This window comes from Xanthomonas indica (genome assembly GCF_040529045.1).
In the GTDB taxonomy this organism is placed as follows: Bacteria; Pseudomonadota; Gammaproteobacteria; order Xanthomonadales; family Xanthomonadaceae; genus Xanthomonas_A; species Xanthomonas_A indica.
In genome coordinates this window covers 4,148,169-4,171,591 of the sequence record NZ_CP131914.1, presented here as the reverse complement: position 1 = coordinate 4,171,591, position 23,423 = coordinate 4,148,169, and the positions used below count along the sequence as shown (strand labels likewise).

General features: G+C 70.3%; 18 protein-coding genes. 10 read left to right on the top strand and 8 right to left on the bottom strand.

Translation table 11 applies throughout. From position 1 onward, the window contains the following. Window positions 1-43: 43 nt before the first annotated feature. On the top strand, window positions 44-1,777 hold the full coding sequence (gene pilB / locus Q7W82_RS17960) for a type IV-A pilus assembly ATPase PilB (RefSeq protein WP_242161023.1): 1,734 nt from the start codon (window positions 44-46) through the stop codon (window positions 1,775-1,777). A gap of 236 nt (window positions 1,778-2,013) precedes the next feature. On the opposite strand, the gene Q7W82_RS17955 is transcribed toward pilB, so the two are convergent. Together Q7W82_RS17955 and Q7W82_RS17950 are read right to left on the bottom strand one after the other, a co-directional pair. Beyond that, on the bottom strand, window positions 2,014-3,402 hold the full coding sequence (locus Q7W82_RS17955; protein ID WP_242080579.1) for a sigma-54 dependent transcriptional regulator: 1,389 nt from the start codon (window positions 3,400-3,402) through the stop codon (window positions 2,014-2,016). A gap of 82 nt (window positions 3,403-3,484) precedes the next feature. Further along, window positions 3,485-5,098 carry an ATP-binding protein gene (locus tag Q7W82_RS17950; protein WP_160947582.1) on the bottom strand — a complete coding sequence of 538 codons (1,614 nt, stop codon included), beginning with the start codon at window positions 5,096-5,098 and terminating at the stop codon, window positions 3,485-3,487. A gap of 379 nt (window positions 5,099-5,477) precedes the next feature. Here Q7W82_RS17950 and sucC point away from each other — a divergent pair, with 379 nt between their 5' ends. From sucC to Q7W82_RS17930, 4 genes are all read left to right on the top strand, one after another. Beyond that, window positions 5,478-6,647, top strand: coding sequence for an ADP-forming succinate--CoA ligase subunit beta (sucC, locus tag Q7W82_RS17945; RefSeq protein WP_010342227.1), 1,170 nt, complete (start codon window positions 5,478-5,480; stop codon window positions 6,645-6,647). Window positions 6,648-6,669: 22 nt separating this feature from the next. Next, window positions 6,670-7,545 (top strand): succinate--CoA ligase subunit alpha, encoded by an 876-nt coding sequence (gene sucD / locus Q7W82_RS17940; protein WP_010342226.1) that lies wholly within the window; start codon window positions 6,670-6,672, stop codon window positions 7,543-7,545. Between the two features lie 340 nt (window positions 7,546-7,885). Next, entirely contained in the window at window positions 7,886-9,982 is a 2,097-nt protein-coding gene (locus tag Q7W82_RS17935; RefSeq protein WP_242161024.1) for a pyrroloquinoline quinone-dependent dehydrogenase, read from the top strand. Between the two features lie 454 nt (window positions 9,983-10,436). After that, window positions 10,437-12,074, top strand: a complete 1,638-nt coding sequence (locus tag Q7W82_RS17930; RefSeq protein ID WP_242161025.1) for an NAD+ synthase — start codon at window positions 10,437-10,439, stop codon at window positions 12,072-12,074. Between the two features lie 183 nt (window positions 12,075-12,257). On the opposite strand, the gene egtD is transcribed toward Q7W82_RS17930, so the two are convergent. Together egtD and egtB are read right to left on the bottom strand one after the other, a co-directional pair. Beyond that, window positions 12,258-13,241: an L-histidine N(alpha)-methyltransferase gene (gene egtD, locus Q7W82_RS17925; protein ID WP_242161026.1), complete on the bottom strand. Its 984-nt coding sequence runs from the start codon at window positions 13,239-13,241 to the stop codon at window positions 12,258-12,260. Beyond that, window positions 13,238-14,527, bottom strand: coding sequence for an ergothioneine biosynthesis protein EgtB (gene egtB / locus Q7W82_RS17920; protein ID WP_242161027.1), 1,290 nt, complete (start codon window positions 14,525-14,527; stop codon window positions 13,238-13,240). The genes egtD and egtB overlap by 4 nt, the downstream gene beginning before the upstream one ends. Before the next feature lie 70 nt (window positions 14,528-14,597). Here egtB and Q7W82_RS17915 point away from each other — a divergent pair, with 70 nt between their 5' ends. Then, window positions 14,598-15,806, top strand: coding sequence for an aminotransferase class V-fold PLP-dependent enzyme (locus Q7W82_RS17915; protein ID WP_242161028.1), 1,209 nt, complete (start codon window positions 14,598-14,600; stop codon window positions 15,804-15,806). A gap of 249 nt (window positions 15,807-16,055) precedes the next feature. Here Q7W82_RS17915 and Q7W82_RS17910 read toward each other — a convergent pair whose 3' ends face one another. The 4 genes from Q7W82_RS17910 to Q7W82_RS17895 form a co-directional block, all read right to left on the bottom strand. Beyond that, window positions 16,056-17,513, bottom strand: coding sequence for a glycine betaine ABC transporter substrate-binding protein (locus Q7W82_RS17910; RefSeq protein WP_242161062.1), 1,458 nt, complete (start codon window positions 17,511-17,513; stop codon window positions 16,056-16,058). Window positions 17,514-17,554: 41 nt separating this feature from the next. Then, on the bottom strand, window positions 17,555-18,292 hold the full coding sequence (locus tag Q7W82_RS17905; RefSeq protein ID WP_160947588.1) for an ATP-binding cassette domain-containing protein: 738 nt from the start codon (window positions 18,290-18,292) through the stop codon (window positions 17,555-17,557). Window positions 18,293-18,344: 52 nt separating this feature from the next. Next, window positions 18,345-19,289 carry a hypothetical protein gene (locus Q7W82_RS17900; protein ID WP_242161029.1) on the bottom strand — a complete coding sequence of 315 codons (945 nt, stop codon included), beginning with the start codon at window positions 19,287-19,289 and terminating at the stop codon, window positions 18,345-18,347. Between the two features lie 274 nt (window positions 19,290-19,563). Next, a complete protein-coding gene (locus Q7W82_RS17895; protein ID WP_019797124.1) occupies window positions 19,564-20,439 on the bottom strand; it encodes an outer membrane protein assembly factor BamD in 876 nt (291 codons plus the stop codon). 116 nt (window positions 20,440-20,555) lie between these two features. On the opposite strand from Q7W82_RS17895, the gene rluD reads away from it, so the two are divergent. From rluD to Q7W82_RS17875, 4 genes are all read left to right on the top strand, one after another. Continuing rightward, window positions 20,556-21,563, top strand: a complete 1,008-nt coding sequence (gene rluD, locus Q7W82_RS17890) for a 23S rRNA pseudouridine(1911/1915/1917) synthase RluD (RefSeq protein ID WP_160947590.1) — start codon at window positions 20,556-20,558, stop codon at window positions 21,561-21,563. Between the two features lie 112 nt (window positions 21,564-21,675). Beyond that, on the top strand, window positions 21,676-22,449 hold the full coding sequence (pgeF, locus tag Q7W82_RS17885) for a peptidoglycan editing factor PgeF (RefSeq protein WP_242161030.1): 774 nt from the start codon (window positions 21,676-21,678) through the stop codon (window positions 22,447-22,449). Then, window positions 22,434-22,976, top strand: coding sequence for a DUF4166 domain-containing protein (locus Q7W82_RS17880; protein ID WP_160947592.1), 543 nt, complete (start codon window positions 22,434-22,436; stop codon window positions 22,974-22,976). The genes pgeF and Q7W82_RS17880 overlap by 16 nt, the downstream gene beginning before the upstream one ends. A 10-nt stretch (window positions 22,977-22,986) precedes the next feature. Continuing rightward, on the top strand, window positions 22,987-23,406 hold the full coding sequence (locus tag Q7W82_RS17875) for a thiol-disulfide oxidoreductase DCC family protein (RefSeq protein WP_242161063.1): 420 nt from the start codon (window positions 22,987-22,989) through the stop codon (window positions 23,404-23,406). The last annotated feature ends 17 nt before the right edge of the window (window positions 23,407-23,423 follow it).

Here is a 23,423-nt window from a genome sequence, read left to right as displayed (position 1 = left end):
CGGATATGCAGTATCTTTGCCGTTATATACGGAGACTTCGGACATGAACGCAGCTGTATCGGCCAACCTTGTCGGCATCACCGGTATCGCCCGCCGTCTCGTGCAGGACGGTGCGCTGGACGAAGCCGCGGCGCGGGCCGCGATGGCCCAGGCGGGCGAGGCCAAGGTACCGCTGCCGCAGTGGTTCTCCGAGAAGAAGCTGGTCACCGCCGCGCAGTTGGCCGCCGCCAATGCGGTGGAGTTCGGCATGCCGTTGATGGATGTCTCGGTTTTCGACGCCAGCCAGAACGCCATGAAGCTGGTCAGCGAGGAACTGCTGCAGAAGTACCAGGTGCTGCCGTTGTTCAAGCGCGGCGGCCGCCTGTTCGTCGGCATCAGCAACCCGACCCAGACCCGGGCGCTGGACGACATCAAGTTCCACACCAACCTGACGGTGGAGCCGATCCTGGTCGACGAGGACCAGATCCGCCGGACCCTGGAGCAGTGGCAGGCCAGCAACGACTCGCTCGGCAACGCGCTGGGCGACGACGAGGGGATGGACAACCTCGATGTCGGCGGCGGCGACGAGGACATGGGCAGCAGCGGCGACACCGGCATCGACGCCAAGGGCGAGGACACCCCGGTCGTCAAGTTCGTGAACAAGGTGCTGGTCGATGCGATCCGCCGCGGCGCGTCCGATATTCACTTCGAGCCCTACGAGGACGATTACCGGGTGCGCCTGCGCATCGACGGCCTGCTCAAGAGCGTGGCCAAGGCGCCGGTCAAGCTCAACCAGCGCATCGCCGCGCGCCTGAAGGTGATGGCGCAGCTGGACATCGCCGAGAAGCGGGTCCCGCAGGACGGCCGCATCAAGCTCAACCTGTCCAAGAACAAGCAGATCGACTTCCGCGTCAGCACGCTGCCGACGCTGTTCGGCGAGAAGATCGTGCTGCGTATCCTCGACGGCAGCGCGGCCAAGCTGGGCATCGACAAGCTCGGCTACGAGCCGGAGCAGCAGAAGCTGTTCCTGGATGCGATCCACAAACCGTACGGCATGGTCCTGGTCACCGGCCCCACCGGCTCCGGCAAGACGGTGTCGCTGTACACCGCGCTGGGCATCCTCAACGACGACACCCGCAACATCTCCACCGCCGAGGATCCGGTCGAAATCCGCCTGCCCGGGGTCAACCAGGTGCAGCAGAACAACAAGCGCGGCATGACCTTCGCCGCGGCGCTGCGGTCGTTCCTGCGCCAGGACCCGGACATCATCATGGTCGGCGAAATCCGCGACCTGGAGACCGCCGAGATCGCGATCAAGGCCGCGCAGACCGGCCACATGGTGTTGTCCACCCTGCACACCAACGACGCGCCGCAGACCATCGCGCGCCTGATGAACATGGGCATCGCGCCCTACAACATCACCAGTTCGGTGACCCTGGTCATCGCCCAGCGCCTGGCGCGGCGCCTGTGCAACAACTGCAAGCGCCCGGTCCAGTTGCCGGAGAAGGCCCTGCTGGCCGAGGGCTTCACCGAGGCGGAGGTCGCCGCCGGCATCCAGTTGTACGAAGCGGTCGGCTGCGACGACTGTACCGAGGGCTACAAGGGCCGCACCGGCATCTACCAGGTGATGCCGATGAACGACGAGATCGCGGCGATCGTGCTGCAGGGCGGCAACGCGATGGACATCGCCAGCGCCGCGCAGAAGATCGGGGTCAAGGACCTGCGCCAGTCGGCCCTGCTCAAGGCCCGCAACGGCATCACCAGTCTGGCGGAGATCAATCGGGTGACGAAGGACTGAGAAGCTGGGAATGGGGAATCGGGAGTGGGGAATGGGAAAAGCGGGGTTTCCCATTCCTGTCGCTCAGTCCAAGCCCTATTCCCTGGCTCGCCGACGTGTAGCGCAGGGCGGACGATGCCGGCTGCAGCCACCGCATCGTCAGCCTGGCCGGATCATTCCCTGAGGCGAAGGGCCGGGAGAATCCGGGAAGCCCGCTTTTCCCATTTCCCAATCCCGACTCCCCATTCCCGGCCCTCCTACTCCATCCCCAGCTTCTTCAGCTTGTAGCGCAGCGCCCGAAAGGTGATGCCCAGCTGCGCGGCGGTGCGGGTCTTGTTCCAGCGGTTCTCTTCCAGCGCCTTCTGGATGGCGGCGCGTTCGAGTTGCTCGATGTAGGACGGCAGTGCGGAGGAACTGGGGTCGATGTCGACCACGCCGCGCGGCAGGGCGGGGGCGGCCTCGGCGGCGCTGCGGGCATGGTTGCCGGGTTGCGGCAGGCGCAGGTCGGTGGCGCTGATCTGATCGTCTTCGGCCATCGCCAGGGCGCGCTCGAGGATGTTCTCCAGTTCGCGCACGTTGCCGGGGAAGGCGTAGCTGCTCAGCGCGTCCAGCGCCGAGGGCGACAGCAGCGGGGTGGGGCGGCCGTGGCTCTTGGCCAGCCGTGCCAGGATCGCCGCGGCCAGCTGCGGCAGGTCGCCGCCGCGCTCGCGCAGCGGCGGCACGCGCAGTTCGATGACGTTGATGCGGTAGTACAGGTCGTGGCGGAAGCGGCCCTCGGCGACCAGGTCGGCCAGGTCCTTGTGCGTGGCCGAGAGGATGCGCACGTCCACCGGCACTTCGCTGGCGGCGCCGACCGGGCGCACCGATTTCTCCTGGATCGCGCGCAGCAGCTTGACCTGCATCGGCAGCGGCAGTTCGGCGACCTCGTCGAGGAACAGGGTGCCGCCATGCGCGGCCTGGAACAGGCCGGCCTGGTCGGCATGGGCGCCGGTGAAGCTGCCCTTCTTGTGGCCGAAGAACTCGCTTTCCATCAGTTCGGCCGGGATCGCGCCGCAGTTCACCGGCACGAACGGGCCGGCAGAGCGGGCGCCCTGTTCGTGGATGGTGCGCGCGACCAGTTCCTTGCCCACGCCGGACTCGCCGAGGATGTAGACCGGCGCCTGGTTGCGCGCGACCTTGGCGATGGTGCTGCGCAGCGCGTCCATCGCCGCCGAGGCGCCGAGCAGGCGGCTGGCCTGTTCCGGGGCCGGCTGCGGCGGCGCGGCGCGGCTCTCGTTGTTGAGTTCCAGTGCATGCTTGACCAGGCCGCGCAGCACCTGGATGTCCACCGGCTTGCTGACGAAGTCGAAGGCGCCGGCCTTCAGCGCTTCCACCGCCAGGTCCATGCTGCCGAAGGCGGTGATCATCGCCACCGGCGTGCGCGGGTAGTGCTTGGCGATCTCGCTGACCAGCTCGATGCCGTTGCCGTCGGGCAGGCGCATGTCGGTGATGCACAGGTCGTAGGGGTTGCTCGCCAGCAGTTCGCGCGCTTCGGCGAGGTTGGCGGCGGTGCTGATGCGCAGCCCCATCCGGCCCAGGGTCAGGACCAGCAACTCGCGGATGTCGCGCTCGTCGTCGACGACCAGGGCACTTCGGGTTTCGTTCATGTGCAGGGAAGATAGCGTAGGAACCGGGGCATGCGCCAATTTACCGGCGCCGGCCGCGCGCTGGCGGAGCGATTCTCACCTATCAGCCGCTGAGCATGGCGTGTGGCCCGGGCAGGGCGACGCGGAAACACGCGCCGCCGGCCGGCACCGGCACGTACTCCAGTCGCGCCTGGTTGGCCCGGCACAGTTCGCGGGCGATATACAGGCCCAGCCCGGTGCCGTGCTCTGAGGTGGTGAAGAACGGCCGGAACAACTGCGCCGCCACCGCCTCGGGAATGCCGGGGCCGCGGTCCATCACGTCGACGATGGCGTTGCGCTCCTGCAGCGCGACACGCAGGCGCACCCGCGCCGGTTCTTCCATCACCCGCCCGTACTTGAGCGCGTTGTGCACCAGCGCGCTGAGGATCTGGTGCAGGTGCTTGGGATCGACCAGCGCATGCACCGGCTGCGGGGCGAGGATCGCCTCGAGGCTGTCGGTCTCGATCGACAGGGTCTGTCGGTACTCCAGGACGAAGCGGCGCACGAACGCGCCCAGGTCCAGGTTCTCCGGATTGGAGCGCTCGCGCCGGGCCAGGCCGAGCACGCTCTCGACGATGCCGTTGGTGCGCTGGCACTGCTGGTGGATGATCTGCAGCAGGCGGCGGTCGGCATCGCCGATCGCCGGCGATTCCTCCAGCAGCTGCGAGGCGTAGTTGATCGCGGCCAGCGGATTGCGGATCTCGTGGGCCAGGCTGGCCGAGAAGCGGCCCAGCGCCGACAGGGTCAGCGACTCGGCGCGTCGCGACACCACCGTGGCGTCGTCCAGGAACACCAGGGTCAGGTCGCCCTCGGCCAGCAGCCGGGCGAAGCGCGGCTGCACTTCCGGCTGGTCCGGCGACAGCTGCAGCGGGCTTTCGTCCTGGTTCCAGCCGTTGCGCCAGCGCTGCAGGCGCCGGGCCAGTTCCGGCGCGGCGCTGAGCAGGTCGAGGCGGCCGCTCTCGCTGTTGCCGTCGGTGTCGCCGAGCAGGGCCGACGCGGCCTCGTTGGCCAGGGTCACCCGGTTCTGCGCGTCCACCACCAGCACCCCGGTGCGCATGCGGCGGATGATCAGTTCGTTGATTTCGTAGAGGTTGGCCACCTCGGCGCCGCGGCGTTCGGCCAGGCTCTGGCTGGTGCGGGCGCGCTGGCCGAGGCCGTTGCAGATGTAGGCCACCGCCAGGTAGCTGGTGGCGAACATCGCCAGTTCGGCCAGGCTGCGGGTGTTGTCGGCACCGTCCAGCACGCTCCATATGTACTCGGCCAGCGTCGCCGCCGAGGCGATCAGGGCGATGGCCAAGCCGCCGCGCAGGCGCAGCAGCATCGCCGCGGCGGCGACGTTGAACAGCAGCATCATCGCGATGCCGGCGCTGGCCGCGGGCAGGGCGTGCGCGGCCAGGGTCGCGGCGACGATGTCGGCCACGGCACTGAAGCCGACGATCGGCGCCAGGTGCGCCTCGTTGCGTCCCCACACCAGAAGCGCCAGCGCCACCGCCAGGTAGGCGGTGGACAGGGTGCTGGCCAGCTGCGGATAGCGCGGCTCGCCCACCAGCACGCTGAGCGGGCTGAACACCAGGGCGGCGATCAATCCGGCCACCAGCACGCGGTACAGCGCGAAGAAGTACAGCTCGCGGCGCGGAATGGACTCGATGCGATCGATGAGCGAGGCGCTGGTGGGCAAGCCGGACTCCGGGCGGGCAGCGGACGGCGCGAGTATAGGGGCGGTGCCGTGTACGTGGATGGCGGCCGGCGTGGCGACGACCTGCCTGGGCCGTCGCCGCCCATGACGGGAAGCCGCGATTGTCGCCGCTGGTGGTCCGGCGCCCGGGCAGGGCAAGGGGAAGGGCGAGCGAGCGCGGCAGGATGCGTGCGGCCCAGTGCCAGCTCCATCGGGTGGCGCCACCTCCGACCTCCCGGAGGCCTCGGTCGGGCCGGGACGCCGCCGCTTTTGCGCCGCCGCCCTGGGTCGGCGACAATAGGCGTCCCGTCCGTACCGCTCCCGGCCGCCACTCAGGGCCCGGATCGCTGCGGGACGGCCGTTCCTTTTCCCACGGTGACGCATGAATTTCCACGAATATCAGGCAAAACAACTGCTTGCCGAGTACGGCATCCCGGTCCCGGCCGGCAAGGTCGCGGCGACTCCGGAAGAAGCGGTTGAAGCCGCCAAGTCGCTGGGCGCTGGCCCTTGGATGGTCAAGGCGCAGATCCACGCAGGTGGCCGCGGCAAGGCCGGCGGTGTCAAGTTCTGCAAGACCACCGACGACGTGAAGGCCGTTGCCGAGAAGCTGCTCGGCACCAAGATGGCCACCTACCAGACCGCCGGCGTTGAGCTGCCGATCAACCTGGTGCTGGTGACCACCGCCGGCGAGATCGTCAAGGAGCTGTACCTGTCGGTGCTGGTCGACCGCGGCACCCGCACCATCAGCTACATCGCCTCCTCCGAGGGCGGCATGGAGATCGAACAGGTCGCCGCCGAGACCCCGGACAAGATCCACACGCTCAACGTCGACTTCGTCGAGGGCGTGCAGGGTTACCACGGCCGCGACATCGGCTTCAAGATGGGCCTGACCGCCAAGCAGGCCGGCCAGTTCGCCAGCATCATGGTCAACCTGTACCGCATCTTCAACGAGAAGGATCTGGCCCTGGTGGAGATCAATCCGCTGGCCATCCTGGACGACGGCAACCTGTACGCGCTGGACGGCAAGTTCAACAGCGACGACAACGCCAACTTCCGCCACAAGGAACTGGTCGCCATGCGCGACAAGTCCCAGGAAGACGAGACCGAAGTGACCGCTTCGGAGCTGGACATCAACTACGTCACCATGGACGGCAACATCGGGTGCATGGTCAATGGCGCCGGTCTGGCGATGGCGACCATGGACGTGATCAAGCTCAACGGCGGCGAGCCGGCGAACTTCCTCGACGTGGGCGGCGGTGCCAACAAGCAGCGCGTGATCGAGGCGTTCAAGCTGATCCTGTCCTCGGACAAGGTCGAAGGCATCTTCGTCAACATCTTCGGCGGCATCGTCCGCTGCGACATGATCGCCGAGGGCATCATCGCGGCGGTCAAGGAAGTGGGCGTCAAGGTTCCGGTCGTGGTGCGCCTGGAAGGCACCAACGTGGAAGAAGGCAAGCAGCTGCTGCGCGACAGCGGCATGGCCATCATCCCGGCCGACAACATCAACGACGGCGCCAAGAAGGTCGTTGAAGCTGTCAAGAACGCCGCCTGATCCACGACACCAAGGAACTCCAATGTCTGTTTTGATCAACAAGAACACCAAGGTGATCGTGCAGGGCTTCACCGGCCAGCAGGGCACCTTCCACGCCACCCAGATGATCGAGTACGGCACCCAGGTCGTCGGCGGTGTCACGCCGGGCAAGGGCGGCACCACCCATATCGACCTGCCGGTGTTCAACACCGTGGCCGATGCCGTGCAGAGCACCGGCGCCGACGCCTCGGTGATCTACGTGCCGCCGCCGTTCGCGGCCGACGCGATCCTGGAAGCGGCTGCGGCCGGCATCAAGGTCATCGTCTGCATCACCGAAGGCATCCCGGTGCTGGACATGCTGCGCGTCAAGAACGTGCTGACCCGCTCGCATCCGGACACCGTGCTGATCGGGCCGAACTGCCCCGGCGTGATCACCCCGGGCGAGTGCAAGATCGGCATCATGCCGGGCCACATCCACAAGCCGGGCAAGATCGGCATCGTCTCGCGTTCGGGCACGCTGACCTATGAAGCGGTCAAGCAGACCACCGAAGTCGGCCTGGGCCAGTCCACCTGCATCGGCATCGGTGGCGACCCGATCAACGGCCTGAACTTCGTCGACTGCCTCAAGCTGTTCAACGAGGATCCGCAGACCGAAGGCATCATCATGGTCGGCGAAATCGGCGGCGACGCCGAGGAAGCCGGTGCCGAGTACATCGCCAAGCACGTCAAGAAGCCGGTGGTCGGCTTCATCGCTGGTGCCTCGGCCCCGGCCGGCAAGCGCATGGGCCACGCCGGTGCGATCGCCTCGGGCGGCAAGGGCACGGCCGAGGGCAAGTTCGCGGCGATGGAAGCCGCTGGCGTCAAGACCGTCCGCTCGCCGGGCGACCTGGGTGCGGCGATCGCCTCGCTGGTGAAGTAAGCCGCCAGCGCCGCGGCAGCGACCCGCCTTCGGGTGCGTCGTTGTCGCCGCCGCTGTCCGGAAGGGCCTCGCGCGAGCGAGGCCTTTTTCGTTTCGAGGATCCGGTGCGCGGCACCGGTGCGGCGTCCCTGCCGCGATGAGGCGGATGGGGCGGCCACGCACTGGCGCCCCGCTAACATCTGCGCAATCAAGCAGTTGCGCCATCCCAGTGGTCGCCATTCGTCCCTGCCGCCCCGCCATTGGTCCCCTGGCCGGGTGATGCCGTCCCTGCGGCGCTGACATGGCCGGGCGCCGCGCCGACCCTGGCGCCACTTTCTTCGGCAGCGACAGGAGCGGATGCGTGATCAGGCGATGGCGGGCGGCGGTATGCGGGGCGGGCATGGCGATGGGCATCGGTGGTCTCTGCGCGGCGGCGCCGGGCGACTGGGCCAGTTATGCCGGCGCGCCCGGTGGCGGGCAGTATTCGCCGCTGACCCAGATCACCCCGGACAACATCGGCCGGCTGCGCATCGCCTGGTCGTTCCGCACCGGCGAACTCGGCGCGGGCCTGCCCGACCCGGAACGGCGGCGCTTCGAAGCCAATCCGCTGGTGCTGGGCGGGCGCATGTACCTCACCACCGGGACCGGCATCGCCTTCGCGCTGGATGCGGCCAGCGGCCGCGAGCTGTGGTCGTTCGATGCCAAGGTGCGGCGCGACAAGCACTACAGCGACCCGGCCTCGCGCGGAGTGAGTTTCTGGCGCGACACCCAGGCTGCGGCAGGCGCGTGCCGCGAGCGCATCGTGTTCGGCACCCTGGATGCGCGGCTGATCGCGCTGGATGCGGCCGACGGCCGGCCCTGTGCCGGGTTCGGCAAGGACGGCACGATCGACCTGCATGCCGGCATCGACGTGCACGACAACGCCAGCGATGCCTGGTCCAACTATGCGGTGACCTCGCCACCGGTGGTGGCCGGCGACGTGCTGGTGGTCGGCAGCTCGATCGGCGACAACCGCGGGCATGCGCTGGAGCAGGGCGTGGTACGCGGCTACGACGCGCGCAGCGGCCGTGAGCTGTGGCGCTGGGATCCGGTGCCGCGCGACCCGGCCAAGGCCACCGCCGCCGGCTGGCAGCCGGCGCAGGCGGCCACGGTCGGTGGCGGCAATGCCTGGGCGCCGCTGTCGGTGGATCCGGCGCTGGGCCTGGTCTACGTGCCGACCGGCTCGGCCAGCCCCGATTACTACGGCGGCGAGCGCCTCGGCGACAACCGCGATACCGACGCGCTGGTGGCGCTGGACCTGCACAGCGGGCGCCGGATGTGGGCGCAGCAACTGGTGCATCACGACCTGTGGGACTACGACCTGGCCTCGCAGCCGGTGCTGACCACGGTGCAGACCGCGCAGGGACCGCGCGCGGCGGTGCTGCAGGCGACCAAGACCGGCTTCCTGTTCGCCTTCGACCGTCGCGACGGCACGCCGCTGTTCCCGATCAGCGAGGTGCCGGTGCCGGCCTCCGACGTGCCGGGCGAGCGCGCCTCGCCGACCCAGCCGATGCCCGAGCCGGCGTTGCGCCTGGCGCGGCATGCGCCGCTGACCGCCGCCGATGCCTGGGGGGCGACGCCGGGCGCGCGCCGCGAATGCGCGGCGCTGATCGCCGGGCTGCGCTCGGAAGGCCTGTTCACTCCACCCAGCGTGCGCGGCACGATCGCGCTGCCTGGCTGGGCCGGCGGGGTGAACTGGGGCGGGATCGCCGTGGATCCGCAGCGGCAGCTGGCGATCCTGCCGGTGTCGGACCTGCCGATGCAGGTGGCGCTGATCCCGCGCGACCGTTTCAGCAAGGCCGAACACGCGCGCCATCCGGACCAGCAGTTCAACGACATGGAGGGCACGCCGTACGACATGCGCCGCGGCATGCTGAGTTCCTCCAGCGGCATTCCCTGCGTCAAGCCGCCGTGGGGGCGGCTGGTGGCGGTGGACCTGCGCACGCGCAAGATCGCCTGGGAGCGCCCGCTCGGCACCCTGGAAGAGAAGCTGCCGTGGCTGCCGCTGGAGGTGGGCACGCCGCTGCTCGGCGGCGCGGTGACCACGGCCAGCGGCCTGACCTTCATCGCCGCGGCCGCCGATGCGCGCCTGCGCGCGCTCGACACTGCCACCGGCAAGACCCTGTGGGAGGCCAAGCTGCCGGCCGGTGGCCAGGCCACGCCCTCGGTCTATGCGGTGGGCGGCAAGCAGTACGTGGTGATCGCCGCCGGTGGGCGCGAGGGCATGGGCACGATGGGCGATTACGTGGTCGCCTATACGCTCGACGGCGAAGGCAGGGACGTGGTGTTCCAGCACGGCGTCGGCGTGCGCATGGCGGTGCTGGGCGCTGCCGCGCTGGGGTTGTGTGCGGGACTGGCGATGCTGCTGCGGCGTTGGCGCCGGCGGCGGCGTGCACGGTCTGGCGCTGGCGCCCGCTGAAGCACAGGGCGGTGGCGGGGCGGCGCTGCGGGATTGCTGCAGTCGGGACTGAAGTCCCGCCCACAGTGGCGCGTCAGCACGTGCTGTCCCTGGAGTGAGCGCGGCTTCGGCGGCGACGCGCGGTGCATGCGCCAGCGATTTCTGTTGGTCGTGCATGTTGCTGTGGGAGCGACTTCAGTCGCGACGCGGGGTGCCTGGCTAAGCCGCTTTCTCGGGGCGTGCAGCAGAGCGCGCGGCCTGTGGCATCGCCGTGGCTGCCGCCATGTGCGCATCGAAGATGTGGCTTGCCCGGGCGACATGCCTGCACTCCAACGTGGCGGCATGCGCATCACCGGCCGCAACCCGGCACGGCGCTACACTGCGCAGGGCGCCACGCGAAGCAGCGGCGCCGCGGCAGGTGCGATGCGCTCGCGTGGCGCCTGCGTGTCTTCCCTTCGTTCCCGCAAGGTTGCCTATGTCCGCCTCCCTCCGTCTCGCCATGGCCCAGTTCGATTTCCCGGTCGGCGCCGTGGCCCAGAACACCGACCGGATCATCGCGTTGATCGAGGAGGCGCGCGACGAGTACGGCGCCGACGTGGTGCTGTTCCCGGAACTGGCGGTCAGCGGCTATCCGCCGGAGGACCTGCTGCTGCGGCCGGGCTTCCTGGCCGATTGCGAGCGCGCGGTACAGCGCGTCGCCGCGCAGGTGCACGGCATCGTCGCGGTGGTCGGCTGGCCGCAGAGTGCCGGCAGCGTGGTCTACAACGCTGCCAGCGTGCTGCGCGGCGGCCGCATCGAGCGGACCTATCGCAAGCGCGAACTGCCCAATTACGCGGTGTTCGACGAGCGCCGCTATTTCGACGTCGACCCGGACGGCGAGAACTGCGTGTTCGAGGTCAAGGGCACGCCGGTGGGCCTGGTGATCTGCGAGGACCTGTGGTTCCCGGAGCCGTTGGCGGCGACCGTGCGGGCGGGCGCGGAACTGGTGCTGGTGCCCAACGCCTCGCCCTACGAGCGCGGCAAGCATGCGCAGCGCGATGCCCTGCTGGCCGAGCGCAGCCGCGAGAGCGGCGCGGCGCTGGCCTATCTCAACGTGGTCGGCGGCCAGGACGCGCTGGTGTTCGACGGCGCCTCGGTGGTGGCCGACGGCGACGGCACCGTGCATCCGGCGGCGGCCGCCTTCACCGACCAGTGGCTGGTGGTGGAATACGACACCGCCGCACGCCGTTTCGCGCCGCTGCGCTGGACCGACGACGGCGACGAGAGCATGGATGCGCTGGCCTGGCGCGCGGTGGTGCGCGGGCTGCAGGACTACTGCGCCAAGAATCGCTTTTCCAAGGTCTGGCTTGGCCTGTCCGGTGGCATCGATTCGGCGCTGGTGCTGGCGATGGCGGTGGACGCGCTGGGCGCGGACAACGTCACCGCGGTGCGCTTGCCGTCGCGCTATACCGCCGACCTGTCCAACGACCTAGCCGCGGACCAGTGCCGCGTCCTCGGCGTGAAGCTGGAGACGGTGGCGATCGAGCCGGCGTTCGAGGGCTTGCTGAGCGCGCTCGGCCCGCTGTTCGCCGGCACCGAACCCGACGTCACCGAGGAGAACCTGCAGTCGCGCAGCCGCGGCGTGATCCTGATGGCGCTGGCCAACAAGTTCGGCGGCCTGCTGCTCACCACCGGCAACAAGAGCGAGTACGCGGTGGGCTACGCCACCATCTACGGCGACATGTGCGGCGGCTATGCGCCGCTGAAGGACCTGTACAAGACCGAGGTGTTCGGCCTGGCGAAGTGGCGCAATACGGTCGGCGGCACGCCGGTGATCCCGCCGGCGGTGATCGCGCGGCCGCCCTCGGCGGAACTGCGCGCCAACCAGACCGACCAGGATTCGTTGCCGCCGTACGACGTGCTCGACGGCATCCTGTACCGCTACGTCGACCAGGAAGAATCGCGCGACGAAATCGTCGCCGCCGGCTATGCCGCCGAGGTGGTCGACCGGGTGGTGCGACTGGTGCGCATCAGCGAATGGAAGCGCCACCAGGCCGCGCCGGGGCCCAAGGTGTCGCGCCGCGCCTTCGGACGCGAGCGGCGCTATCCGATCAGCAACGGGTACCAGGCCTGACGCGGTCGTCGACCTGGCATCTGTCTCATCTGTAGGAGCGGCTTCAGCCGCGACGGGCTTTACCAGTAAAGCCCGTCGCGGCTGAAGCCGCTCCTACGAGGGATGTCGTTGACAGGAAGCCGCCACCGCGCGTGCCGGGCTCGCTTTTGCCAATCCCCAATCCCGATTCCCCAATCCCGCCCTTCAGACCGCCTGCAGCAACCGCAACCCGAACGCATCGTCCTGCGCATTCCAGCCATGGCTGACACGCAGGCCGGCTTCGGCGGCCATCGCCGCGAAGCTCTGGTCGGTGTACTTGTGGCTGTACTCGACCTGCATCGCTTCGCCGTCGGCGAAATCGAAGCGCTGCCCGGCCACCGTCACCTGTTGGGCGCACTGGCTGACCAGGAAGGTCTCGATGCGCTCGCGCGCTTCCGAGTACACCGCATGATGGCGGAACTGCGCGAGGTCGAAGTCGCTGCCGATCTCGCGGTTGAGCCGGCGCAGCAGGTTCAGGGTGAAGGCGGCAGTGACCCCGGCGGCGTCGTTGTAGGCCGCCTCCAGCAGCGCCGTGTCCTTGACCAGGTCGATGCCGATCAGCGCGCAGCCGTCCGCGCCCATGGTCTGGCGCATCGAGCGCAGCAGGGCGATGCCGTCCTCGCGGGTGAAGTTGCCCAGGGTCGAGCCGGGGAAGAACACCAGGGTGCGGCGCGCGCCGCGCTGCGGCGCCGGCAGCGCCACCGGCGCGGTGAAGTCGGCGCATACCGGCAGCATCTGGATGTGCGGGAAGCGCTCGGCCAGCCGCGCGGTGCTGGACATCAGCATGTCGCGGGAAATCTCGATGGGGGTGTAGGCCACCGGCATGCGCAGGCCGTCCAGCACCAGCTGGGTCTTGCGGCCGCTGCCGCTGCCCAGTTCCACCACGTGCGCGCCGGTGCCGATCGCCTGCGCGATCGACGGCATCCGCGCTTCCAGCAGGTCCAGCTCGGTGCGGGTCAGGTAGTACTCGGGCTGGCGGGTGATCGCCTCGAACAGGCGCGAGCCCTCGGCGTCGTAGAAGTACTTGGACGGCAACTGCTTGGGGCTGCACGACAGGCCGGCGATCGCGTCGGCGGCAATGTCGTCGGCCTGCGGGTGCAGATCGGTGAGGGCGGCTTCGGTCAGGGCGCGGGCGGTTGCGGCATTCATGCGGGATCCTTGGCCAGGCGCACGCCGGCGAACTGCCACCGCGCATCGGAGGGGAAGAAATTGCGGTAGCTGGCGCGGATGTGATCGTGTGGCGTGGCGCAACTGCCGCCGCGCAACACCCACTGCGCGTTCATGAACTTGCCGTTGTATTCGCCCAGCGTGCCCGACCACGGGCGGAAGCCGGGGTAGGGCAGGTAGGCACTGCCAGTCCATTCCCAGACATCGCCGAACAACTGCTGCAGGCCGGTACTGGCCGGCGCCGTCGACTGCGGATGCAGCGCGTCGCGCTCGACGAAGTTGCCGGCGATGGCGACGCCGGCGGCCGCCTGTTCCCACTCCGCCTCGGTCGGCAGGCGTGCGCCGGCCCAGCGCGCGAACGCATCGGCTTCGAACAGGCTGAGATGGCATACCGGTGCGTGCGGATCGCGTTCGCGCCAGCCGCCGAGAGTGAATTCGCGCGCGCCGTCGGCATGCCAGTACAGCGGGCGCTGCCAGTCCTCGGCGCAACGCTTGGCCCAGCCGTCGCTGAGCCACAGCCCGACCGTGCGATAGCCGCCATCGGCGATGAACTCGGCGTACTCGGCATTGCTCACCGGACGGCTGGCCAGCGTATGCGCCGGCACCAGTACGCGATGCCGCGGCGATTCGTTGTCGTAGGCGAAGTCGGCATGCGCCGGCCACGGCGCGGCACCGATCTCGCTGATCTGCTCATCGCGCTGCAGCCAGCGCAGCGGGGACGCCGGCGCGTGCTGCGTCGCCAGGTCGGCGCGATAGGCCGGGCCCAATGGACTGCGCCAGAACGCGTGCTTGATGTCGGTGAGCAGCAACTCCTGGTGCTGCTGCTCGTGCTGCAGGCCCAACTCCAGGATCTGCAGGGTCTGCGGCGCCAGCGTGCCGGCCTGCAACTGCGCCAGCACACGGGTTTCGATCTCGTTCCGGTACTCCAGCACCTGCGTCAGCGAGGGCCGCGACAGCAGGCCGCGATGCGGCCGCGCATGCGCCGGGCCGATGCTCTGGTAGTAACTGTTGAACAGGTAGTCCCACTGCGGATCGTGCGCGCGGTACGCCGGATCGGCGCCGAGCACGAAACGCTCGAAGAACCAGGTGGTATGCGCCAGATGCCATTTGGCCGGGCTGGCGTCGTCCATGCTCTGCACCATCGCATCTTCTTCGCTCAATGGCGCGGCGAGATGACGGCTGCGGGCGCGCACGCGGCGCAGGCGGTCCGCCAGCGTCGCGACGGACGCGATGGGCGAGGGCGGTGACGCCGGAGAGATCGCTTGCATCGACCCAGTCTTAGCGCAGCGGCGTGAACGGACCGTCACGCGTCGCGGACCGCGGCGTTACCCTAGACACATGTCTACGAACGCCTCGCCCCATGCTGCCGGTCCGGCTTGCGCCGGCGAACTGGTCGACCTCGATGCCGCGGCGGATGCGTTCGCCTTGCCGGCCGGAGTGCGCTACCTCGACACTGCCAGCAAGGGGCCGCGCCTGCACCGTGCGCTGGCCGCGGGGCAGGCGGCGTTGGCCGACGCGATCGCGCCGTGGACGCTGTCCTTCGATACCTGGCGCGCGCAGATCGAAGACCTGCGTGCGCTGGCCGCAGCCACCGTGTTCTCGGGCGACAGTGAAGGCGTGGCGATGGTGCCGTCGGCGGCCTACGGACTGGCCATCTCGGCGCGGCAGGTGCCGCTGGCGCCCGGCGATGCGGTGCTGCTGCTCGATGGCCAGTTCCCCTCCAACCTGTTGGCGTGGCAGCAACGCTGCGCGGAGAGCGGCGCGCATCTCGCGGTGGTGCGGCGGGCGCCGGGCGAGGACTGGACCGACGCGGTGCTGGCCACGCTCGACGCGCAGCCGCGCGTGCGTGTGGCGACATTGCCGAATGCGTATTGGCGCGATGGCGGTCTGCTGGATCTGGACCGCATCGCGCCGCGCGTGCATGCGGCCGGCGCGATGCTGGTGCTGGACCTGAGCCAGAGCCTGGGCGTGCTGCCGGTGCGCCTGGACGCCTGGCGGCCGGATTTCGTGGTGTCGGTCGGGCACAAATGGCTGCTCGGGCCGATGGGGCTGGCGTGGCTGTGGGCCTCCCCGCACTGGCGCGCGCACGGCGTGCCGTTCGAGCAGCACTGGCAGGCGCGCGATCCGGGCGGCGACTGGCAGTTCCCGGCCGAAGCGCCGCCGCCCTACCGCAGCGGCGCGCGCCGCTTCGATGCCGGCGGCGTCGCCGATCCGCTGCGCCTGGCGATGGCCAGCGCCGCGCTGCAGCAGGTGCAGCGGTGGCAGCCGGCGCGCATCGCACAGCGGCTCGGCGAGCTTGGCGGGGCATTCGACGCCGAACTGCATGCGCTGGGCGCGGGCGACTGGACCGTGCCCGGGCACGCGCCGCACCTGTACGCACTGCGTCCGCCGGCATCGACGATGCCGGTGTTGCTGCCATGGCTGCAGCCTGCGCAGGTCATCTGTACCCATCGCCATGGTGCGCTGCGCATCGCCCCGTATCTGCAGCTGACGCCGGAGGCGATGCGTGGCCTTGCCCAAGAGGTGGTGGCTGCGGCGCGTGCATGAACGCACGTGCGTGCGATCGTTGTCCGGTTTCAGTTTCGATGGAAAAACAGCCGATTACCGATCCGGATCGGCGATCCTGTTGGGTGCATGGCTTCGTTGGTCGCGGCTGAAGCCGCTCCTACGGGAGAAACGGCATGCAGGCCGTAGGCGCGGCTTCAGCCGCGACCCATTGCCGGTGTGATGCGTTTCGCGCGGGTGGCGGTTGCCACGGCCGGTCGCACCTCTGACGGCCGTGGCGCGGCGCCCGGTTCACCGCCGCGCCGCCAGGCGCAACCCGCGCGGGGTCAGCGCGCGTTCCAGCAGCTCGAACAGGCCCTGGACCAGCAACGCCAGCAGCGCGGCCGGCACCGCGCCTTCCAGGATCAGGCCGAGGTCGTCCAGGCGGATGCCGGTGAGGATCGGCTGGCCGTAGCCGCCGGCGCCGATCAGGGCGCCCAGGGTCGCGGTGCCGACATTGATCACCGCCGCGGTCTTGATGCCGGCGAGGATGGTGCGCAGCGCCAGCGGCAGTTCGATCCGCCCCAGCCGGGTGCCTGGCGGCAGGCCGAGCGCGGCGGCGGTCTCGCGCAGCTCGCGAGGAATGCCGGTGATGCCGGCGTGCGTGTTGCGCACGATCGGCAGCAGGCTGTACAGGAACAGCGCGGCGATCGCCGGCTTGGCGCCGATGCCGAACAGCGGGATCATGAACACGAACACCGCCAGCGACGGCAGCGTCTGCAGCACGCCGGTCAGCGCCAGCACTCCCTGGCCGAGCCGTGGCCGGTACGCTGCCAGGATGCCCAGCGGCAGCGCCACCAGCAGGGCCAGGCCCAGCGACAGCCCGACCAGTGCCAGGTGTTCGCGGGTGCGTTGCAACAGCCGTTGCAGGCGTCCGTCCTGGGCCGGTGCGGCGATGCCCAGCCAGTGCGCGGCGATGGCGCTCTCGGCGCGCTTGTCGAGCTTGGCCTCGGCGTTGAGCCGCTGCATGGTCGCCGCGTCGATGCGTCCGCCCAGTCCCCGCAGCGCCTGCACGAAGCGCGGCGCGCGCTGCGCCAGATCGGCGCGATACAGGAACACCGCGGCATAGCGCGGGAAGTAATGCCTGTCGTCCTGCAGCACCAGCAGGTCGTGCGCGGGGATCTCGGCGTCGGTGCTGTACAGGTCGGTGAGGTCGATCGCGCCACTGTCCAGTGCGCGGTAGGCGAGGTCGTGGTCCAGGCCGGTGGGCGTCTGCGGCAGCCCGTAGGCGGCGCGCACGCCGGGCCAGCCGTCGGCGCGCGAGACGAATTCGTTGCTCAGCCCGAACTTGAGCCTCGGATGCGCGGCCAGGTCGGACAGGCGCACGATGCCCAGCGCCTGCGCGCGTTGCCGGCGCATGCCGAACGCATAGGTGTTGTCGAAGCCCAGCGGCGCGCTCATCGCCAGGCCGCGCTGCGCCAGCGCCTGCCGCAGCGCGGCGTCGTCGGCGCCCGGCATCTGCAGCAGTTCGGCGGCCAGGGTACCGGTGTACTCGGCATAGGCGTCGATCGAGCCTTGCTCCAGCGCGCGCCACAGGATGCGGGTGCCGCCGAGCTGGCGGCGGTGTTCGACCTCGACCCCGGCCTGGCGTCCGGCACCGGCGGCGATCTCGCCCAGCACCACCGCTTCGGTGAAGTTCTTCGAGCCGACCACGACCTTGGTCTCCGCGGCAGCCGCCGGCAGGCCCGACAGGCTGGCCACAGCGCCCAAGGCGACCAGCACGACCGCGCGCCAGCGCGCGCCTGGCGACGTCACCGCGCATCCTCCAGGGTGCGCTGCGCCTGCAGGAACTGACCGACGAACGGATCGGCCGGCGCCTCGAGCAGGTGGCGCGCGCTGCCTTCCTGCAGCACGCGGCCGCCACGCATCAGCACCAGGGTGTCGCCCAGGTAGGCGGCCTCGGCGACGTCGTGGGTCACCAGCACCACGGTCTTGCCCAGCAGCGCGAACAGCTCGCGCATCTGTGTCTGCAGTTCGCGGCGCACGATCGGGTCGAGCGCACCCAGCGGTTCGTCCAGCAGCAATACCGGCGGGTCCAGCAACAGCGCGCGGATCAGGCCCACGCGCTGGCGCTGGCCGCCGGACAGCTCGGCCGGGTACCGCGCCAGCAGCGCTTCCGGCAGCCGGCACAAGGCCGCCAGCTCGTGCAGGCGCGCGGCGATGCGCGGCCGCGTCCAGCCCAGCGTGCGCGCCAGCAAGGCGGCGTTGTCGCGCGCGCTCAGGTGCGGGAACAAGCCGCCTTCCTGGATCACGTAGCCGATGCGCCGGCGCTGCGCCAGCAGGGTGGCGCGGCGCAGCGGCTCGCCCTGGAAGCGCACCTCGCCGCGATCCGGCCATTCCAGCCCCAGCAGCAGGCGCAGCACGCTGGACTTGCCGGCGCCGCTGGGGCCGATCAACGCGGTGGTGCGGCCGGGGGCGATGCAAAGATCGACCTGGTCCAGTGCCAGCGTGTCGCCGTAGCGGCGGGTGACCCGATGCAGTTCGAACATCGCCGCAGCATAGCCGCAGGCGGCGACCACGCCGCGCGAAGACGCGGCACGCTCAGCGGGCGGCGTCGGTCAGCAGGCCCAGGGTCGGCTTCGGCCGGCTCAGGTCGTACATCAGGCCGAAATGGGCTTCCGCGCCCTGCTGGTCCGGCTGGTCGAGCAGTTCGTAGAGATTGATCTCGGCGACCACGTCGGCGTAGTCGCTGCGCAGGGTCTGCAGCAGTTCCGCCACGCTGTCGTAGCAGGCGCCATCGCCGGGGTAGCCGCCATCGGTGTTGCCGGTGTAGATCTCGGCGCAGTTGAGCTCGTTGACGTACACCTTGGTGCCGTACTTCTGCGCGGCGGCGCGCAGTTGTCCGAGATACAGGTCCATCCAGTAGCCGCGCTCCCCGTGGAAGGCGTAGTAGTGGAAGCTGATGCGGTCGAAGTCGAAGCCGGCGGCCTTGGCCTGGTCCAGGAACCACAGCGAGCCGTTGCGGTCGCCGGGGCAGCGTGCGGTGGCCGAATGATCGTCGCTGTTGCAGGCGGTGATGTTGATGGTGAACTGCAGGCCGGCGCCCACTTCGTCGGAGGCCTGCTTCATGCCGCGGTACATCGTGGTCATCGCCGCGATCCGCGCCGGGGCGGCGGCACGGTCCAGGTCCTGCTCGTTGCCGATCTCCCAGACCTTGATCTCGTTGGCATAGCGCCGCGCCAGCGCGTAGCCGATCTCCTGCGACATCGGATACACCATCGGCCGCAGCGCGATGTTGTACTTGCGCGAGAGCTGCACCAACGTGTCGAGCACGGTGAAGTTGCGCGGGTCGACGTCGAAGCGGTAGCTGCGCAGGTTGCGCTGGTCGAGCAAACGGAACACCGCCTCGCTCTGGCTGAGCGGGTAGGCCTGGCGGCCGTCGTGGCCGTTGACGCCGTACACGATGGCCGGTGCTGCGGCGGCCGGCAGAGCGGCGGCGGAGAAGACGGCGGCGAACAACCACGACAGCGGGCGCAGGATGGGCATGGGCAGGGGTCCCAGCGGATCGGCACGGAGGAGGTGTGGGGGCAGCCTAGCAAGGCTGCGCAGCGGTCTGGCCGACAATCGTCCGGATTGGGGCGCGCGTCGCAGTCCGCGACGCGGGGCAGGCCCGGCACCGTCGCACTGCCGCGGGTGTCAGCCGCCGAGTGCCGTGCCGGATCGGCCCGCCATTGCAGGGCAGGGCGGCGCCATAGTGGTCCCCAGAACGCGACAGGGGCCTTGCGGCCCCTGTCGGTGTGCATCCCGCCGGCGCGGTGGATCAGCGCTGCATCTGCGAGTTGGACTGTCCGGTGGCGGCGGACTTCTCGCCGGCGAACGGATTGAGCTTGCGGATCATCCACGGGTACTTCGGCCAGTTGCCGGTCAGCCACGGATGCTGCGGATCGTTGAGCTCCAGCACGCGGCGCGCGTCGGCGGCCAGGGTCTTATTGCCGAGGTGGGTGTAGGCATCGGCCAGCACCGCCACCGCGTCGTACTGGTAGGCGCTCTGCGGGTAGGTCTCGAGCAGGTAGGTGGCGCGCGAGGCGGCCGACACCCAGGCGTCGCGACGCAGGTAGTACAGCGCGTTGTCCAGCTCGTGCTGGGCGAACACGTTGCGCAGGGCGATCATGCGCTCGCGCGCGTCGGCGGCGTAGCGGCTGTTCGGGTAGCGCTCGGCGACGGTGTTGAAGTCGGCGTAGGCCTGCTGCGGGGTGGACAGGTCGCGGCGGCTGGGATCCAGCGACCACACCCGGCGCAGGAACACCGTGTCGCGGTTGGAGTTGGACAACCCGCGCAGGTAGTACATGTAGGCGATGTTGCGCTGGGTCGGATAGGTGCGAATGAAGCGGTCGATGGTGGACACCGCGTCGTCGTGCTTGCCGGCCTTGTACTGGGCATAGGCGCTTTCGATCATCGCCTGCTCGGTGTAGTTGCCGTAAGGGTACTGCGCGATCAGCCGCTTGAAGCTGCTCTCGGCGCCGGCCCAGTTGCCGCTCTCCATCTGCGCATGCGCCTTCTGGTAGAGCTGCTCCACCGGCATCCCTTCCTCGGGGTTCTTCTTCTGACGGTGGCAACCCGTCGCCACGACCAGCGTGACCAGCAGCAGGGCGATGAAACGGACGTGCGCGGACAGCGGGACGGAGCGTCGGATCATGGGTTCGGGCGCGGCAGGGCAGGAATACGAAGGGGCGATGATAGCCTAGTGGCCTGTCCTGCGACTGACTACGGCCGCCGCGACCCTCCTTTTCCGACCCAAGCCGTGCCCCTGCCATGCCCAATACCCCCCCGGACCTCCCCGAGGACGCCGCCAGCGACGGCCCGCGCCAGGCGCGCGTGCCCGACCATGCCGCCGGCCGCCGTTTCGACGCGGTGCTGGCCGAACTGTTCCCCGAATACTCGCGCTCGCGCCTGGCCGAATGGATCAAATCCGGCGACGCCCTGCTCGACGGCGCCCCGGCGCGGCCGCGCGATCCGCTGCGCGGCGGCGAGATCGCCAGCCTGCACGCGGTGCTGGACACCCAGACCCACGCCCTGCCCGAGGACATCCCGCTGGAGGTGCTGTACGAGGACGACCAGGTCATCGTGCTGAACAAGCCGGCCGGGCTGGTGGTGCACCCGGGCGCCGGCAACCCCAGCGGCACCCTGGTCAACGCCTTGCTGTACCGCGATCCGGGGCTGTCGGCGCTGCCGCGCGCCGGCATCGTGCACCGCCTGGACAAGGACACCAGCGGCGCCATGGTGGTGGCGCGGACCCTGCAGGCGCACACCTCGCTGGTGGCGCAGCTGTCCGCGCGCGACGTGCACCGGCAGTACCTGGCGGTGGTGGTCGGGGCGCTGGTCTCCGGCGGTACCGCCAACGCGCCGATCGACCGCCATCCGCGCGACCGCCTGCGCATGGCGGTGCGCGAGGACGGCCGCGACGCGGTCACCCACTACCGGCTGCGCGAGCGCTTCCGTGCGCATACGGCCCTGGAATGCCGCCTGGAGACCGGCCGCACCCACCAGATCCGCGTGCACATGGCGCACCTGAAGCACCCCATCGTCGGCGACCCGCTGTACGGCGGCCCGCTCAAGCTGCCCAAGGGCGCAAGCGAGGAACTGATCGGCGAACTGCGCGGCTTCAAGCGCCAGGCGCTGCACGCCGAGACCCTGGAGTTCAAGCATCCGCTGAGTGGCGAACCGGTTCGCGCCACCGCCGCAGTGCCGGCCGACCTGCAGCAGCTGATGGCCTCCCTGCGCGCGGATGCGCAGGCGGCGGCCGAGCGGGCGCGGCGCTGAGCATGGCCACGTCGCCGGGTTCCTGCGCCGTGGCACGCGGCACCGTCTCGGGTTGCGGCCGGGGACGTCCGCGAAGCGACAAGGCGGCCGCTGTCGGCCGAGGGTGCTGCTGATGCCGGACTTCGCCCTGCAGGCCGATTGGCCGGTCCCGCCGCGGGTCCACGCGCTGACCACCCTGCGGACTGGCGCCGGCGCCTCACAGCCGCCGTTCGACCGCTTCAACCTGGGCAACCGCAGTGCCGCCGACGGCGACGACCCGGCCACGGTCCAGCGCAACCGCGACGAACTGGCCGTGCGGCTGGCGCTGCCGACGCCGCCGCACTGGCTGCGGCAGGTGCACGGGGTGCAGGTGCTGCGCTTCGACGGGCCGCCGCACGGCACCGGCATCGACGCCGAGCCGACCGCCGATGCCGCGGTCACCGCCGAACCGGGCGTGGTGCTGGCGATCCTGACCGCCGACTGCCTGCCGGTGGTGTTTGCCGCCCGCGACGGCAGCGAGGTGGGCGCCGCGCATGCTGGCTGGCAGGGCCTGGCCGGCGGCGTGCTGGAGGCCACCGTCGCCGCGCTGCGCACCGCGCCGGCGCAACTGCAGGCCTGGCTCGGCCCGGCCGCCGGGCCGCAGCGCTACGAGATCGGCGTCGACGTCCGCGAGGCCTTCCTGCGCCACGATCCGGCCGCGGCCAGCGCCTTCGTCGCGACCCGTCCCGGGCACTGGTTGGTGGACCTGTACGCGCTGGCGCGGCAGCGTCTGGTCGCGGCCGGCATGGCGCCGGACCAGGTCCACGGCGGCGGCCTGTGCACCATCGCCGACGCGCAGCGCTTCTATTCCTACCGGCGCGACCGCCGCAGCGGGCGCATGGCGACCCTGGCGTGGATCGCGCCCTGACCGCGCCGCTGTTCGCGCAGGTGCTGGGGCCGGCGTTCGCGCAGTTGCCGCCGGTGCTGCGCGCGCTGCACACGCCGGGGCCGCGGTCGCGCTACGTCGGCCAGGCCGAGGTCGCCCGCGGCCGGCATCCGCTGCTGCCGCTGTGCGCGTGGCTGGTGCGGCTGCCGCGCACCGGACCGGCCACGCCGGTGGAGGTGGTGTTCCGCGCCGACGCGCGCGGGGAGTGCTGGGAGCGCCGTTTCGGTCGGCATGCCATGCCCTCGCGGCTGTGGCTGCACCGCGGCCGGCTGCGCGAGCGCCTGGGTGCGGTGGTGTTCGAATTCGCCCTGCGGGTCGACGGCGCGGGCATCGAATGGCGCGCGGCGCGGGCCTGGGCGTTCGGCGTGCTGCCGCTGCCGCGGCGCTGGCTGGCCGGCGTGCACTGCCGCGAAGACCAGCGCGACGGCCGCTATGCGTTTCTGATTGCGGTGACGCTGCCGTGGATCGGCCCGTTCATCCGCTACGAGGGCTGGCTTGCGCCGGCCTGAGCCGCCGCCGGTGGTGGCGCCCACGGCGCCGGAGGACGCGGCCATCGTCGTGTTCGACGGGGTGTGTGCGCTGTGCAGCCGCTGGGTGCGGTTCCTGCTGCGCCATGACCGCCGCGGCCGCTACCGCTTTGCGGCGATGCAGTCGCCGCGCGGCAGCGCGCTGTTGCGCGACCACGGGCTGGATCCGGCCGATCCGCTGTCGTTCCTGCTGCTGACGCCAGATGCTGCACTCACCGACTCGGATGCGGCGATCGCGGTGATCGCCGGGCTTGGCGGAGTGTGGCGCAGCGTCGCGGCGCTGCGCCTGCTGCCGCGGCGCTGGCGCGACGCCGGCTATCGGCTGCTGGCGCGCAACCGCCATCGCTGGTTCGGCACCACCGCGCAGTGTTTCCTGCCGGAGCCGCAACAGCGCGCGCGTTTCCTGGAGTGAGCGCGCTGGGCGGACCG

Bases quoted from the DNA above. Each gene is read 5' to 3' on its own strand.
- sucD (WP_010342226.1), top strand. From the start codon at position 6,670: ATGTCTGTTTTGATCAACAAGAACACCAAGGTGATCGTGCAGGGCTTC.
- Q7W82_RS17930 (WP_242161025.1), top strand. From the start codon at position 10,437: ATGTCCGCCTCCCTCCGTCTCGCCATGGCCCAGTTCGATTTCCCGGTC.
- rluD (WP_160947590.1), top strand. From the start codon at position 20,556: ATGCCCAATACCCCCCCGGACCTCCCCGAGGACGCCGCCAGCGACGGC.
- Q7W82_RS17895 (WP_019797124.1), bottom strand. From the start codon at position 20,439: ATGATCCGACGCTCCGTCCCGCTGTCCGCGCACGTCCGTTTCATCGCC.
- Q7W82_RS17905 (WP_160947588.1), bottom strand. From the start codon at position 18,292: ATGTTCGAACTGCATCGGGTCACCCGCCGCTACGGCGACACGCTGGCA.
- egtD (WP_242161026.1), bottom strand. From the start codon at position 13,241: ATGAATGCCGCAACCGCCCGCGCCCTGACCGAAGCCGCCCTCACCGAT.
- pgeF (WP_242161030.1), top strand. From the start codon at position 21,676: ATGCCGGACTTCGCCCTGCAGGCCGATTGGCCGGTCCCGCCGCGGGTC.
- Q7W82_RS17915 (WP_242161028.1), top strand. From the start codon at position 14,598: ATGTCTACGAACGCCTCGCCCCATGCTGCCGGTCCGGCTTGCGCCGGC.
- Q7W82_RS17955 (WP_242080579.1), bottom strand. From the start codon at position 3,402: ATGAACGAAACCCGAAGTGCCCTGGTCGTCGACGACGAGCGCGACATC.
- sucC (WP_010342227.1), top strand. From the start codon at position 5,478: ATGAATTTCCACGAATATCAGGCAAAACAACTGCTTGCCGAGTACGGC.
- egtB (WP_242161027.1), bottom strand. From the start codon at position 14,527: ATGCAAGCGATCTCTCCGGCGTCACCGCCCTCGCCCATCGCGTCCGTC.
- pilB (WP_242161023.1), top strand. From the start codon at position 44: ATGAACGCAGCTGTATCGGCCAACCTTGTCGGCATCACCGGTATCGCC.
- Q7W82_RS17900 (WP_242161029.1), bottom strand. From the start codon at position 19,289: ATGCCCATCCTGCGCCCGCTGTCGTGGTTGTTCGCCGCCGTCTTCTCC.